The sequence below is a fragment of the Thermosporothrix sp. COM3 genome (assembly GCF_059696735.1).
Map to the genome: position 1 here is coordinate 5,187,603 of NZ_AP019376.1, position 13,821 is coordinate 5,201,423.

The window sequence follows — 13,821 nt, forward strand, 5'->3', positions numbered from 1 at the left end:
CCGCATTTTACGTACTACTTAAAAAGTAGAAACCCCATCAAGCTTTCATTTGAAAAGACAGGACACTTGCAAAATGATATCCCAACACATGCGTCAGGCTGCCTTGCAACGGCATCTGGAGCGACTACAAGAGCGTATAGATCGACGCCTAGACCGCCAACGTTTTTATGGTATGCAACAGCTCGCCACGGTTTTCCTGGGCTTCTTTCTCTGTGCGGGGGCGCTGGCCTGGAACCATATTTTTGGCGTACTTGTCATCATCGGCGCTATTCTCTATTTCGTCTATAACTGGCGGCTGCATAAAGCCTATCAACAGAGTGTATCACGCTATCAGCGCCGTCTCGAATACCATCAACAGCAGCTTGCCCGCCTTGCACTCGACTGGGAGAATATCCCCTCAACAGGCCCCAAAGCGGAGCAGAGCGATCACCCCTTTGAAAATGACCTGGATATCAGCGGCGACTACTCGCTGCATGAACTGCTCAATACCGCAGCCTCCCAGAGTGGAAGCGAGCGCCTGCGCTCATGGCTTCTGACACGTGAACCTGACCGTGATACGATCCTTCAACGCCAGCAGCTTGTGCGGGAACTGACCCCAATGATCAATTTTCGGGCCGCGCTGGCCGAGCATTCACAGTATGCGGTCAGCTATGGCAACGAATATCTTGTAAGCGAGAGGCTACAAAACTGGGTCACCAGGACCATGAAACCTATACCCCTCTATAAGCTGATTGTTCCGCTCCTGCTCACAGCGCTCTTTCTCGGAACGATCATTGCCTATATCGTTGCCCATATTTCCCTGATGCTAACAGCCATTCCCTTTTTTCTTTGTATCGGTTGGTCAATCCTGACAACCTCTGATCGTGCAGGCCTGTATGAAGAAACGGCCTACATGAGTGAAACACTCAGACGGTTAGGCATCATCTTCAGTTTTCTCGAACGCACCTCTTTTGCGCCGCAGTCGAAGCTCCAGGGAATATGTCATCCCTGCTACAGTGGCACTGTTCGTCCCTCACGGTTGATGAAAAACCTCAAGTTGATTGCCTCTCTCTCGGGGTTCACTCAGGATCAGATAGGCAGCCTCTTCTTCAATGCGTTCCTGCCCTGGGATGCCTTCATCTCGCGCAGGCTTCAGGAGTTCAAGGCCGACCTCAGCGAGCACCTGCCGCAATGGCTCGATACATGGTATGAGCTCGAAGCGCTCTGTTCACTGGCGAATTTCGCCTATCTCAACCCGGAATACACTATGCCCCGACTTCTTCCCGCTGAAGCGGATGAGCCACTGCTAGAGGCAACAGAGCTCGGTCATCCGCTGATCGATCCCGCCGTCCGTGTGACCAACACGACCAGCTTTGCCCGCATCGGTGACATCATGCTCCTGACCGGCTCCAATATGGCGGGAAAAAGCACCTTCCTGCGCACTATCGGCGTTAACCTCTGTCTGGCATATGCCGGAGCACCGGTGGTTGCTCGCTCATTTCAGACCCGGCTCTTTGAGCTCTATGCCTGCATTCGTGTTACCGACTCAATGGCTGATGGCTTCTCCTATTTCTATGCCGAAGTTCATCGTCTGCGCGGACTCCTTCAGCGGCTGGAAGCACAACCACGTTACCCGATCTTCTTCCTTATCGATGAGATTTTCAAAGGCACAAACAACCGCGAGCGGCTTATTGGCAGCCACGCCTATATCTATGCACTGGCGCAGAAGCGGTGTGTCGGTGCGCTGACCACTCACGACCTTGAGCTTGTGACACTCAGCGAGGAATTGCCGCAGGTAAGCAATTATCACTTCCGGGAAGAGGTGGTTGACGGGAAAATGACCTTTGACTATAAGCTGCACGTAGGCCCCTGTCCCACAACCAACGCTCTGAAGATCATGCAATTGGAAGGTTTGCCCATTTCCTGGCCTGAGCCTATAAAGGGCACAAAAGAGAAAAGCAAACAAAAGAAATAAGAAGAGAAATGACCGTTTTCTACCTGACGGAAGCGGTTATTTTTATCTAATATACCGCAATATATTCCTACCCTTATTTCGCATTCTTGCAAATCCTCGGCCCTGTTTGTTACAGTGTCAGGTGAAGTAGGACCTAATGCTGTAAAATGTGAGGAGTCACTAAAACCTTGATTACTCCAGTCGCCGTAAGCCAAAATAGAGAATCTTTTTTGCAACGTACAAGAGCAAAACTAGATCTTATACTGGAAGGCAAGAAACAGAAAAACACGATTGCTGTGTTGGATGGGGTGCGGGCACTGGCCTGCCTTTTTGTTATTGCTTATCATATGATGCTCATATTTGTACAGGATATCAAGATCCTGCGCATGGACAAGCTCCCGGTCTTCTTCGGGGCGATCCTCAACGCAGGAGATACGGGCGTCAATCTTTTTTTTATTCTTTCGGGCTTCCTGCTATTTCTTCCCTACGCGAGAGCCATTCTTTTTGAGCAACAGAAATGGTCCTCTTTCTGGAGATTCTATGTAAAGCGCATTATGCGCATCTTGCCAGCCTATTATCTCTCGCTCCTGCTCATGATTCTCCTTTTTCACCCTGCCTACCTTCAGCCCAGGAACCTCCCCCGTGTAGTGGCATTTGTCACTATGTTTATGGATTCGGGCAAGACCACCTTCAAGGAGATCAACGGTCCATTCTGGACATTGGCAGTCGAGTGGCAATTCTACCTCTGGCTTCCCTTTATCGCGCTCGGGATCGGCCTGCTGGTGCGAGCAATCATGTCTCGTTCCACTCCGCGTTCACGCTTCTTTCTGCTCTCGTTCTTCTTGCTGTTGCTGACAAGCTGGGGCGTATTCTCACGCTTTGTCGGGCTTCAATTTGAAAGGCATGTCTGGAATCTACCGGCCATTCCGCCTATTATCACCCATATCTATCTTGTGCTCTCATATGGCACGATCGAGAAAGCAGGCCTGCACGGCAAATTCCTTGAGAACTTTGCAGTTGGTATGTGGGTCAGTTCGCTCTATATCTATGTGCAAGCGCTTCCCAAGCAACACAAGCAAAACACCGAGCGCCGTTTGCAAAAGCTCAGCCCCTTGCTCTTTGTGATCGGGCTACTGGTACTCCTCAGTATGTTCCTCTGGAAGTACGATATGCACCCGAAGCTCGCCACAGATCTCAACATTTTCAGAGCGCTCAATGACAATTTCGCCTACGTTTCCGAATTGGGCTACGGTCTGGGCTATGGCATCTGCGTTCTGGCCCTGCTCTTCGGTTTTGCCTGGCTGAAACGGCCCTTTGAGTGGAAACCGTTGCGCTGGATTGGTCTGCTCTCATATGGCCTGTATATGTGGCATCTGCTGCTATTGCAACAACTGACACCATTGATTCAAAGCCATGTGCACCACTGGCCCAACATCCTCATCTACCTGAGCTACGGTGCCTGGCTCCTTTTCCTGATTATTCCCTGTATGCTGCTGCTCTTCTTCCTGGTTGAACGCCCGGGGATTCAGCTTGGAGAGCGGCTGACACGCAATAAAAAAAGCCATCCAACAAAGCGGACGGCTTCTATAAACGATGAGTCTCGTGAGCTCATCGCAAAAGATTGACAACTGGCTCACTGGGGCAAATACAACCAGTATCCCTCTAACGAGATCCGCTTGTATTTGCGCCCGGTCTGCTGAAAGTAACGCTCAATGTTTTTATGCACAACAGAATTGGCGGGCGAGATATCTGTTCCCGGTACATATTTCGAGGAGGCCGAGAACAGATACGCCGCCTTCGAATCATGCTGTACCAGTTCCAGATAGCCCGGCACGCGGTTTCGCCCGGGCTTCAGCTCATCACTCACCCCGACACAGGCAATGCGTTCCTGCGAGAGAAACGAAAACTTATTGCACCCCCAATAGTCGGTGTAGATGCTCTTCACACCAAGCTGAACCAGCGTGTTCACAATACGCTCGTTTCGGCGCGCAATTTCTATTGCCTGCGGCACTTCTCCAAATGTGGTCAGGAATGGGCCAATCAGCGACATCACAAGGACATAGGTCAGAATAAGGGCGCATCCGCCTTTGCCCACCAGTGCGGGCCAGCGCTTTTTCTCGATCTGCGCCGTAATGCCCTGCCAGAGCCACCAGAAAAGCGCGGGCAAACAGACCAGCAAACCAATGACATACCGTGCATGCACGTCAGGATCATGTAGAGAACCATTGCTAAATGCATACATATAAATCGTCAACAAAGCGGCGCCGAGCAGGCCAGCGTGTAAGATTGCCCGCCGCCATTGAAGCTGTGCCTGTTCCTCTCCTGGCGCCTGCCGCCCCTGCCTCCATGTGCGCCAGAGCGTCCAGCAAGCCAGACAGAGCGCGATCAAAAAGACGGCGCAATAGCCAAACCCCCACAGATCCATCAGCACCTGACAGTGGCGCGTATACTGCACTACAGGAGCAAGGTAGACAAACTTGCCATACAGAGGACAGAAAGGCTCACCAGTCATCAACGGAATGCTGATCCGAATCGTATTGAGCAAGCCTGTTATTTTCTGGCCCCAACTCAACTGTGAGCCACGCATGCTATTGAGCACCGACCACGAATCCTGGCCAGGCAGGGCATGCAGATTGTAATAGAGCAGCGGGAACGCGCCCATCCCCAGGCCGAGGAGCAAGAGCAACACAGGCCACCCGTGCAGGAACTCACGCCAGCAAACCACAAACAGGACCACACCCGACATACAGACAAAAGGCGCGATCAGTAAGTCACTCCAGAGCGCACAGCCCGCCACAAGCCCCCAGAGCAAGTAGAGCGCAACTCGCCACCAGCGAAAGCTGCGTGGGCGGTAGGTCAGGACGAGCAGCGCAGAGAGCACAAACAGGAGCGAACCAAACAACAGCGTTTCAGTATAGCCTCCAATCGCGCTCAACTCGCGTGCCATGACATAGCCAGAACCCAGACACAGCAGGAGCAAGGAGAACAGAGCCCATCCCCGGGTATAGAGCAAGCGTGCAAGGATATAGGAACTTGCTAAAAAGAGCGCAAAGAGAACGACCAGACCCAACCGCAGCGCGAAGAGCGATGGGCCAAAGAGATGGAAAAAAAGGGCCCCCAGGAACGCCTGATGAGACCCCATATAGTGTTGACCATAATAAAAAATGGGAAGATCGCCGTGATAGGCAATGCGTAACGCCATAATACCAATCGTGCCTTCATCACTATTGGTCCACGGCCACCCTAGAAAAATAAAGATACCACGCATAATACTCGCGGCAAGAATCAAAGAAAAGGCAAGCACATCATGCCTGCCCAGATGAGATGATTTCATGGTTGTTTCCATATATTCCTTTTTCATTTACTCAATGACAGAAACATCCATCTTTTAGCCTGTAAGCATGTATGGTTCAAGCACCTGCATCACGTCATCTACTGTAAACGGTTTTGGCATGGTTGCATCAACCTGAAGCGCGGAAATATCCACCATATTATCAAGGGCAGACATCAGCACAATCACGTGCCGCTGACGCACCTCCGGTTCAGCCAGTAGCTGTCGGCATACCTCTCGACCATCCATGACAGGCATCAGCATATCCATAAAAACCAGAAAGTTTCCATCTCTGCGCAAGATCTCCAGCGCCTCACGCCCATTACGAGCCACAGAGATCGGATACGCCTCAAAACTGAGAATATCAACCATCATATCTCTGATAATAGGGTCATCATCCACCACTAAGATCGCACTTGGCCTCTTCTGCACCTGCATATCACTCTCCTGTTTCAACTGGTGGCTCGACACGAGGAAGATAAAATGTGAAAACAGAACCTTCTTCAGGGTCACTGCTCGCCAGCCAGATCTTTCCCCCCATAGCCTCAACATAGCGGCGACAAATATACAACCCCAGACCCGACCCCCGAACCGGCGTCGTCAGTGAACGCGGTGCCCTGACAAACTTCTCGAAGATGCGCTGCTGATCCTCTGGCAACACACCTTCTCCCTGATCCTTGACAGAGATCAACACAACAGGAATATCCCCCTGTTCTACCAGCAACATTGGGTCTTCCTGGTCTTCCGGCAACCTCTCCGCCACCTTCGCAAGCGTTGTCTCCTCGGCAAAAACCGTAATCTCGCTTTTTGCCGGCGAGTATTTTGAAGCATTATCAAGCAAATTAACCATCACCTGACGAAAGTGGAGCACATCAGCATTCACCCACAAGTGCTTGTCTATCCGCAGGCGGATCTTCTGCTCAATATTGAACAAGAGCATCCTGGCAGCAATCTCCGCCACTGTTCGGACCTGTACCGCCTCAAACTTAAGCTCCAACTTCTTGTCAACGGCTCCCAGTTTTGCGGCATCCGTCATGTTATCAATGAGATTCTGTAGTTGCTGCGCTGCGGTACTGATCTTGGTTGCAAACCGGAGAATATCCTGCGATGAAGCACGAGAGCTCTGCCGTTTTAGCAGGGTCGAATAGCCGATAATCGCGCTCATGGGCGTGCGTAGCTCATGCGATGCAGTCACCATAAACTCATCTTTGAGCTTGTCCATGCGCTGCAATTCTGCATACGCCTCCTCACGCTGCTCAACAAGCTGAGCGTTCCGAATCGCGCTGGCCGCCTGGGCACAAATGGCAAGCAACATGCCCACATCCTTCGGACGGAAGTTTCTGCTCTCTCTCGGTACAGAGACCGAAAGCAGGCCGATAAAATCTTCCTGAAAGAACATCGGTATCATCAACATCTGTTGATCGGGGAGGGCACGCAGGAACAGGGCTCCCCCTTCGTCGCTCAACTGTGCCAGCTCTTCCAGCTTGGGCGGGTCCAGATAGAAAAACGAGGACTCGTTTACCAGTTGCTGCAAAAAGGTATCTTGAAACGGCAGGCGGATCAAGCGGATCAGCGCCTCGTGCTCGCCCTTATTATAGGGCGGCTCAATCGCCGGGCGTCCACTGCCATCGTCAAGCTGGCTGACACTCGGAGGGCCATACATCGCCTGGGCAACCAGCTCTTCTTTGGTGGGCGAGAGCTGGAAGAACACACAGAGATCCACCCGTACCAGACTGGCAACCTTCTCCACAAAGGTATTGAGCAGTGCATTGACATCCAGCACAGAGCCAATAGACTGCAACGCGCTGTTAATCGCGGCAAGCTGTGCCTCACGTTGACGAGCATCACGCAGAAGATGCCGGTCACGCTCATAAAGCTTGGCGTTCTCGAAGCTTACAGTGACTATCTGAATCATTGTTTCCAGAACCTGTATTTCCTCTACATGATACGCGTGTGGACGCTTACTTGTAAGGCACAATGAGCCTGTAACCCGATTAAACATTTTCATTGGCAAGAAAAGAAACGATTGAGCGCTGCGTTGGTCTCCCCAGGTACCCATCAGTAATTCTTGATACTGCTCTCGAAGCCGGGCATCCTGAGCGGGCGAAAAGTTCAGGCGAAGTAGCTCGTTGTGGGCCACCTGCTGCGCCACAGTCCACCACATCGGGCGGTCCTCTTTTTTCGAGATCACCGGTTGCTCAGCCAGATTCGCGACAGAGTGACCATCGATCACCGCAAAGATATCGTAGATTCCCTCAGTATCCCGATCGTATAGCGTCAACAACATTGCCGAGACATCAACCACCTGAGTCGTAAACTGATAGATCTTGCCAACCAGCTCCGAGAGCTTGACCGTGGCAGGAAACGCGGTACTGATATTCTGCAAATGCTCAAGGTACTCGCTCGTCCGCTGCTGAAGCCGCTTCAGGCGCTCATTTTGTAGATAGAGCGAGATACGCTCAACATATTGCAGTGCCTCGGCTCGCTGTCGCTGCTGAAAGCCCGCGCCCAGGCCGGAAATGATCTGATACAGAACCACAACCCCTTCAACACGAGAGGGAGCGGCCTCATCACCATAGAGCACATCAACCGGGGTACCTTCCTGAACAGGCACAACCAGATATGACGTAGGAGGGATATCAATATGCAGCTTCAGGGGCTGCCCGTGATGGAAGATCGAGAGGTACTCTTCATGGCTCAAGATATAGGCTTCATTTCTCTGCCAGGCCTGCCCGATTACATCCTGACCACGCGCAAAAGCCGTCCCTACCGCGAACAGCTCACACTGCGGAGGAAGCACATCTTCAATCTCATCCATTGCGGGGCTTTCCTGTCGCAGATAACCGGAAGGAGTGGGAGCGATATCCTTTTGCAGATGCATTGAAATACGCCTCCGGGGAACTCGAAGACCCAACCCGCCCGCTTCAACATACACACTTGCATTCCGCACACGAACATGGGCCTGCACAACCATACGATCCTGACTCTCGTCATAGAGCGCGATACAGGCTCCCTGTGCGGAAAATTGCGCCATCATCTGTTGTAAAAGGAAACGCAAGAGTGGCAACAAATAGGTCCGGTTCCTGGATGCGTCAGGACTTTCCCAGGCAGAGGCAGAAGCCATATGTTTTCCCTCCTCGGTCTCGATCCTTCCTCAGGCCTAATCTCTATCAGTTTCTCTCGATTCAGTACAGCCTAGCATATCATATCTGCTATGCTAAGTGTAGTGCAGGGGAGGTGTAAATGTTGACAAGTAGCACATTTGGGCCTGGACGCTTACTTTCACTCGGAATAGATCTATTATTTCCGTGTCAACAGGAGCCAAAAAAGGAAAGCGGGTGATCTATTCTCGACCACCCGCTTTCAGATATAGACGTACGTCTATGTATCAATTAGTAGACAAAAGCAACGCCGCTTCCAGGGTAAATAGTAGAGTAAGAAACACTCCAGGGATTGGCACCCCAGTTCATGTTACTGACTGTTACAGAGCCGTCAGCATTGATGCTTTCAACGATACCGACATGACCGAGCCAGGAAGCTCCCTGTACGTTGGCCTGCAGGACAACAACAGCACCACGCACCGGTGTGTAGGAAACGTTCCAACCGAACTCGCGAGCGCGGTCAACCCACTGCCAGGCGTTAGAGTTGGTCGTCCAGGGAACATAATATCCATGCAACTGATGGAAGCGTTCATTCGCCCACCATGTGCACTGCCCATAAGGGAAATAGTTTCCACTTCCGTGCGTGCGGTTCGCCGTATAGGAGATTGTACTGACGTTAGAAGGTGTTGTACCCTGGGAAGAGCCACCACCATTGTTGGAAACGCTGCCAGACTGCTTACCAGGAATACAGACGTGTTGATCAACGTAAATCAGGTCCGGATTCGGCAACTTGTTGTAGGTCGCCAGGTTCTGATAGTTGGTGCCATACTGCATAGCAATAGCGCCCAACGTATCGCCCGGGCGTACAACATATGTCTGATCTCCGGTGCTACAAAGACCTGCCGCAAACGTGCTTGCGATCTGATCTCCAAATACACCAAAGGCACCGATCAGCAGCGCTCCAATAATGGCAAGGTTTGTGATAGCAAGTTTTGCAACGCTGCGCTTCTTGCAATACTGCCAGATTGTCTGCAATCTGTTCATCGATTGTTTGCCTCCATCTTTTTTCCATTGCGTGTATATGGCAGTCCCGTTATCTGCCCGCGCTATCAAGCGCGTATACACTGATGCAAATCCTTTGATGAGGCAATATTAACACAAGCAATCGATGAAACACTATGAAACACTATGAATCTAGGAGAAATGGCCTATAGGCTAAAGGACCTCCTACACTTCACCATAGACGATTTTCCCACCGAGAATAGTTGCCTGGACCCCATTCTCACTCATCTTCTCCTGGGGTACGTGCACTATATCATCTCGGAGCACAACTGCGTCGCCAAGCTTCCCAACCGTAATGGAGCCCTTCAGCTTCTCTTCTGCTCCTGCATACGCCGCACCAAGCGTATACCCCCAGAGCGCGTTACTCACAGAAAGCGCCTGATCTGGCAACCAGGAAGGACGTCTTGACTCGGGATCGGAGCGTACAGTTGCCGCATAGAGAATATGCAAGGGATCAAATGTTTCCACTGGCGCATCTGAGCCAAGCGCAATCGGGATTCCCATTTCGTGCATAGTGCGATAGGCATAGGCATAGCGATGGCGCTTACCCCAGTACCGTACAGCCAGATCACGATCAGCAACCGCATGATAGGGCTGAATGGAGGCAACGACGCCCAGGCGGCGCATGCGCTCAAGGTCGGTCCGTGCAATCAACTGAACATGTTCCAGCCGATAACGCAAGCCCCGTTCTGGATCATAGGGCCTTCCCTGCTCGGCCAGCCAGCGCTGTGCATATTCAATTGAGTTCAGTGCCACGCGGGCCGCTCTGTCACCAATCGCATGAATGGCAACCATCAAACCTAAATCACTGGCATCGCGCACAACAGCCTGCATCTCGTTTTCAGGAATCGAGAGAATACCAAAATTCCCGGGGTTCCCCTCAAAACTTTCCAGCATTGCCGCCGTCTGTGAACCAAGCGTGCCATCCGCAAAAATCTTGATCCCGGTCACCCGCAACAGGTCATTGTCCTCGTTCTTGATCCCTCGCTCGCGCAACTGAGGCAGGAGCTGACGGGGCAACACCATCTGTACGCGCACCCCAAGTTTGCCTTCATCACGCAATTGCTGAAAGATCTGTAGCGTATCCTCTCCCTCAATATCGTGAATAGAGGTAATACCCGACCGCTGCAACTTTTGCAATGCCTCTTCAATCAGGAGCCGATCCAGCTCAGGATCTGACTTTTCGACAACGCGATACATCAGTGAGGTCGCGCCTTCTTCCTGCAAGATGCCAGTTGGCTCACCTGAGCCATCACGCAAGATTGCCCCGGTCTCCGGCTCCGGCGTCTCGGCTGTGATTCCAGCCTTCTGTAGTGCCAGCGAGTTCACCCAGAGCAAATGACCGTCTTTGCTCCAAAGCACAACAGGATGATGAGGTGCTGCCGCGTCTAGCGAAGCCTTCGTTGGAAAACGACCACCGGGCCACAAATTCTTATCCCAACGTCCTCCCTGAATCCAGCGCCCCGGCGGTGTCTTTGCAGCACGCTGTCGCACCAGCTCCGCGACCTCATCTTCTGAGGACGCGTTCTCTGCATCGATATGATATGCGCGATACGCGGTGCTCATCAGATGGATATGCGCATCAATAAAGCCGGGAAGAACGGTTCGCCCCTTGATATCAATCAACTCAGCATGTTGGCCGCCAACACGTCGCACCTCGTCATTGCTGCCAACGGCCAGAATTCGGCCACTGACATCATCGATTGCCATCGCCTGAGCGCGTGGCTGTAACGCATCCATCGTGTAGATGTTGCCATTGAGAAAAAGCACTGTTGTCATCTGTCAACCCTCTCCAAGAATAGTCAGAGTTCTGCAACAAAACTGGCTACAGCCTGCGCAAGTGTTTGCGGGTGTTGTAGCTGAATATCGTGATTGGCCCCGGGCATCCAGAGCACCGAGCACCGCCGAATAGCCCGGGCAACCTGAGCCGCCATATAGCCTTTTGCCGCGGCGAACTCGGCGGCCGTCTCCAATCGTTCCGGCGGATCACCATCCGGCTTCGGTTCAGGCGCTGCTGGCACCAACAGAACCGGACAGGAAAGCTTACTATAATAGAGCAGCGCCCGGTCCTCCCACAGTGATTCTCGAATCTGTCTTCCATGTTCACGCTGTAACCGCTCTTCCACGCTCCCATCAGGCAACTGCTGCACATAGCTGAGTATAATATTTTCTATCTCGGGAGACCAGAACACCTCCATCTCCGCTTTCATCGCCTCAAGAAAATGATTCAGCGAGGCATAATGGCGATCAGGGCCCTTCTCACTTGCCCGAATGAAACGATCATGGGTCATACCAGGCCAGTGTCTGGGCTCTACATGAGGACAATCAACCAGCACAAGATGGCTGACCAGCGCCGGATGTCGTGCAGCCAGTACCAGCGCCACACGTGCCCCCCAACCATGTCCGACCAGTGCCACCTGACCAAGCCCCAGAGCCGCCATCCCGTGGACCACATCTTCCGCCACGGTCACAAGGTCATAACCCGCCTCCGGCTGCTCACTCAATCCGTGCCCGCGCAGGTCAAAGGCGATCACGAGATGTTTATGATAGAGGTGCTGTGCCACTAACTGCCAGGTATTGGCCGTGGCACTCAGCCCGTGCAACAAAACCAGAGGGATATTGTCCTCGGCACTGTCACCTATCTCTCCCGGAGCAGTCTGAGCTGTCAACGAGGAATCCCATTCAAGGTAGTGCAGTCTGATAATCTCGGTGTTGACAAAGGCACTGCGAGGTTTTGTCATGGCTAATCCCTTCATAAAGCGAAACCGACACTCAATCCGTTTCGAGAAGAAAGCAAGGCCGTTTATGTCCCGCTTGTCAGCACCAGCGGTACAGCTTTTCGTCGCTCAATTCGCTTCCATGAGGCAAACAAGCGCCGTCAGTACACGCACAGATCTGATCCCGGACGACAGGGAGATGCAATACGTGCCGGAACAGTGACAGGCAGAAAAGAAATGCTGGCCTCACATCACAAGAAGATCAACAGAACCCACTTACATGTTTTGAGATACCAGAATATCAGTACAACTCTTCTTCTATTGTACCCCATAAAGCCGGTCTACTCGCGCCTGACTCTGATGTTCTCGTGTTCTGCGCTCGCTACTTCTGTCCGGGCAAGGGAGACGAAGCGCACAACACCTTATATTTCGTGTTTCCTGCCACCTCAACCACTTTGCCATAACAACTCTGCATGGTCGGCTCATATTTGAGAAAGCGATTCGCAACCAGATAAAAGCGCCCACTCCTCTGAAGCACCTGCGCCGACTCCCGGATAAAGCGCTCGGCAATGGTCGTCGTTTGGATGCCTCCCTGATGAAATGGAGGATTTGTCACCACCAGATCAAACCGCTGCTCTCGAACTGCCTGCACTCCATCACCGGGCAAAACCGTAACATTACGCAGCCCGCTGTTGACAACAGCTTCCTGTGCTGCCGCCACCGCAGCCAGACTGACATCAATCATTGTGACATGGCCCTCTGACGCCTGACGAGCCAGATGCACACCAATAAAGCCAGCGCCACACCCCAGATCAAGCACGCGATCCTGTAGACGCACCGGCACCGCCTCAAGCAGCAGACGCGTTCCCTCATCCAGCCGACTATCAGCAAAGACAGGCAGCGCCTCCGGCTTCGGCAATGCCAGTCCCGGGGGACGGCGCGAGGCAATCACCCGCTGCCCCTTGCTCATCACCAGCGTCTCGCCATTGCCAAAAAGCTCCTGCATACGCCGCCCGATGCTCATAATACCTCTATCCTTCGCACCTGTGACATAGAGCGTTCCACCGGGGCGCAGGGCATAGGCCGCCACCTGCAACGCGTAATACATCCAGGCATTGGAGGGCTGATAGAGCAGGTTCAACAGCGCAATATCTGCCGTTCCTTCCTTCTGATCTTGAAGATAGGCATGAAAAGGAACAAAGCGTGTGTGCTGTTCCGGTGAGAAAAGCTGCAAAGCCGCTGTAGCCGCAGCAAGGTTATCTTCCGCAAAAATGATCTCTGCACTCCCCGTTGCTTTCGCGGCAAGCTCCTGCACAAAGGGGTCAGCCGCCGAATTGAGGATCAGCACTGTTTCCCGACCAGAAAGCGAGACACTTTCGCAAAACAGACATAACGGGCGTCTCATACTCTCACTCCTTCAATCTAGCGTTCCAGCGATATCACCGCATAGCTTACGGGACCATCAGACGCTCGTCAATGAGCAAAATATGGTTGCGTTATAGCAACATAATAGCTAGAAAACATCTCTGTTAGCATAGATTTATAACAAGATGAAAAAAATGTAATCTCATTTCTTTTTGGTTTGCCTCCAAAAATGAAAAATTATTCATCATACACGTTCTTCAATTCATTGCATCGTCATAACTTCGTGTTATATTAGAGACAGAAACAAAAGGG

At 52.2% G+C, this 13,821-nt stretch carries 10 protein-coding genes; 3 read left to right on the forward strand and 7 right to left on the reverse strand.

The genetic code is table 11. The features are described from left to right. Positions 1–88: 88 nt before the first annotated feature. Both KTH_RS22015 and KTH_RS22020 read left to right on the forward strand, forming a co-directional pair. Positions 89–1,954, forward strand: coding sequence for a MutS-related protein (locus tag KTH_RS22015; RefSeq protein ID WP_497621096.1), 1,866 nt, complete (start codon positions 89–91; stop codon positions 1,952–1,954). Positions 1,955–2,163: 209 nt separating this feature from the next. Then, positions 2,164–3,558, forward strand: a complete 1,395-nt coding sequence (locus KTH_RS22020) for an acyltransferase family protein (protein ID WP_497621098.1) — start codon at positions 2,164–2,166, stop codon at positions 3,556–3,558. Between the two features lie 8 nt (positions 3,559–3,566). Here the strand turns inward: KTH_RS22020 and KTH_RS22025 are convergent, their stop codons facing one another. From KTH_RS22025 to KTH_RS22050, 6 genes are all read right to left on the reverse strand, one after another. Continuing rightward, entirely contained in the window at positions 3,567–5,267 is a 1,701-nt protein-coding gene (locus tag KTH_RS22025) for an ArnT family glycosyltransferase (RefSeq protein ID WP_497621100.1), read from the reverse strand. 54 nt (positions 5,268–5,321) lie between these two features. Then, entirely contained in the window at positions 5,322–5,702 is a 381-nt protein-coding gene (locus KTH_RS22030) for a response regulator (protein ID WP_170142840.1), read from the reverse strand. A 1-nt stretch (position 5,703) separates the two neighbouring features. Beyond that, positions 5,704–8,388 (reverse strand): GAF domain-containing sensor histidine kinase, encoded by a 2,685-nt coding sequence (locus KTH_RS22035; RefSeq protein ID WP_497621102.1) that lies wholly within the window; start codon positions 8,386–8,388, stop codon positions 5,704–5,706. Positions 8,389–8,656: 268 nt separating this feature from the next. Continuing rightward, entirely contained in the window at positions 8,657–9,409 is a 753-nt protein-coding gene (locus tag KTH_RS22040) for a LysM peptidoglycan-binding domain-containing protein (RefSeq protein ID WP_246046333.1), read from the reverse strand. A gap of 183 nt (positions 9,410–9,592) precedes the next feature. After that, entirely contained in the window at positions 9,593–11,206 is a 1,614-nt protein-coding gene (locus KTH_RS22045) for an amidohydrolase (RefSeq protein ID WP_111324984.1), read from the reverse strand. A gap of 23 nt (positions 11,207–11,229) precedes the next feature. After that, positions 11,230–12,168 (reverse strand): alpha/beta fold hydrolase, encoded by a 939-nt coding sequence (locus KTH_RS22050; protein WP_497621105.1) that lies wholly within the window; start codon positions 12,166–12,168, stop codon positions 11,230–11,232. Positions 12,169–12,232: 64 nt separating this feature from the next. Between KTH_RS22050 and KTH_RS22055 the strand changes: the two genes are divergently transcribed. After that, the gene (locus tag KTH_RS22055; protein WP_282957334.1) at positions 12,233–12,367 is read left to right on the forward strand and encodes a hypothetical protein; all 135 of its coding nucleotides are present in this window, start codon (positions 12,233–12,235) and stop codon (positions 12,365–12,367) included. A 159-nt stretch (positions 12,368–12,526) separates the two neighbouring features. Here KTH_RS22055 and KTH_RS22060 read toward each other — a convergent pair whose 3' ends face one another. Continuing rightward, the gene (locus KTH_RS22060) at positions 12,527–13,549 is read right to left on the reverse strand and encodes a class I SAM-dependent methyltransferase (protein WP_497621107.1); all 1,023 of its coding nucleotides are present in this window, start codon (positions 13,547–13,549) and stop codon (positions 12,527–12,529) included. Positions 13,550–13,821: the final 272 nt, after the last annotated feature.

What these genes read in the sequence shown, in the direction of transcription:
- KTH_RS22030 (WP_170142840.1), bottom strand. Translation starts at nt 5,702, where the DNA reads ATGCAGGTGCAGAAGAGGCCAAGTGCGATCTTAGTGGTGGATGATGAC.
- KTH_RS22060 (WP_497621107.1), bottom strand. Translation starts at nt 13,549, where the DNA reads ATGAGACGCCCGTTATGTCTGTTTTGCGAAAGTGTCTCGCTTTCTGGT.
- KTH_RS22045 (WP_111324984.1), bottom strand. Translation starts at nt 11,206, where the DNA reads ATGACAACAGTGCTTTTTCTCAATGGCAACATCTACACGATGGATGCG.
- KTH_RS22035 (WP_497621102.1), bottom strand. Translation starts at nt 8,388, where the DNA reads ATGGCTTCTGCCTCTGCCTGGGAAAGTCCTGACGCATCCAGGAACCGG.
- KTH_RS22050 (WP_497621105.1), bottom strand. Translation starts at nt 12,168, where the DNA reads ATGACAAAACCTCGCAGTGCCTTTGTCAACACCGAGATTATCAGACTG.
- KTH_RS22055 (WP_282957334.1), top strand. Translation starts at nt 12,233, where the DNA reads ATGTCCCGCTTGTCAGCACCAGCGGTACAGCTTTTCGTCGCTCAATTC.
- KTH_RS22040 (WP_246046333.1), bottom strand. Translation starts at nt 9,409, where the DNA reads ATGAACAGATTGCAGACAATCTGGCAGTATTGCAAGAAGCGCAGCGTT.
- KTH_RS22015 (WP_497621096.1), top strand. Translation starts at nt 89, where the DNA reads ATGCGTCAGGCTGCCTTGCAACGGCATCTGGAGCGACTACAAGAGCGT.
- KTH_RS22025 (WP_497621100.1), bottom strand. Translation starts at nt 5,267, where the DNA reads ATGAAATCATCTCATCTGGGCAGGCATGATGTGCTTGCCTTTTCTTTG.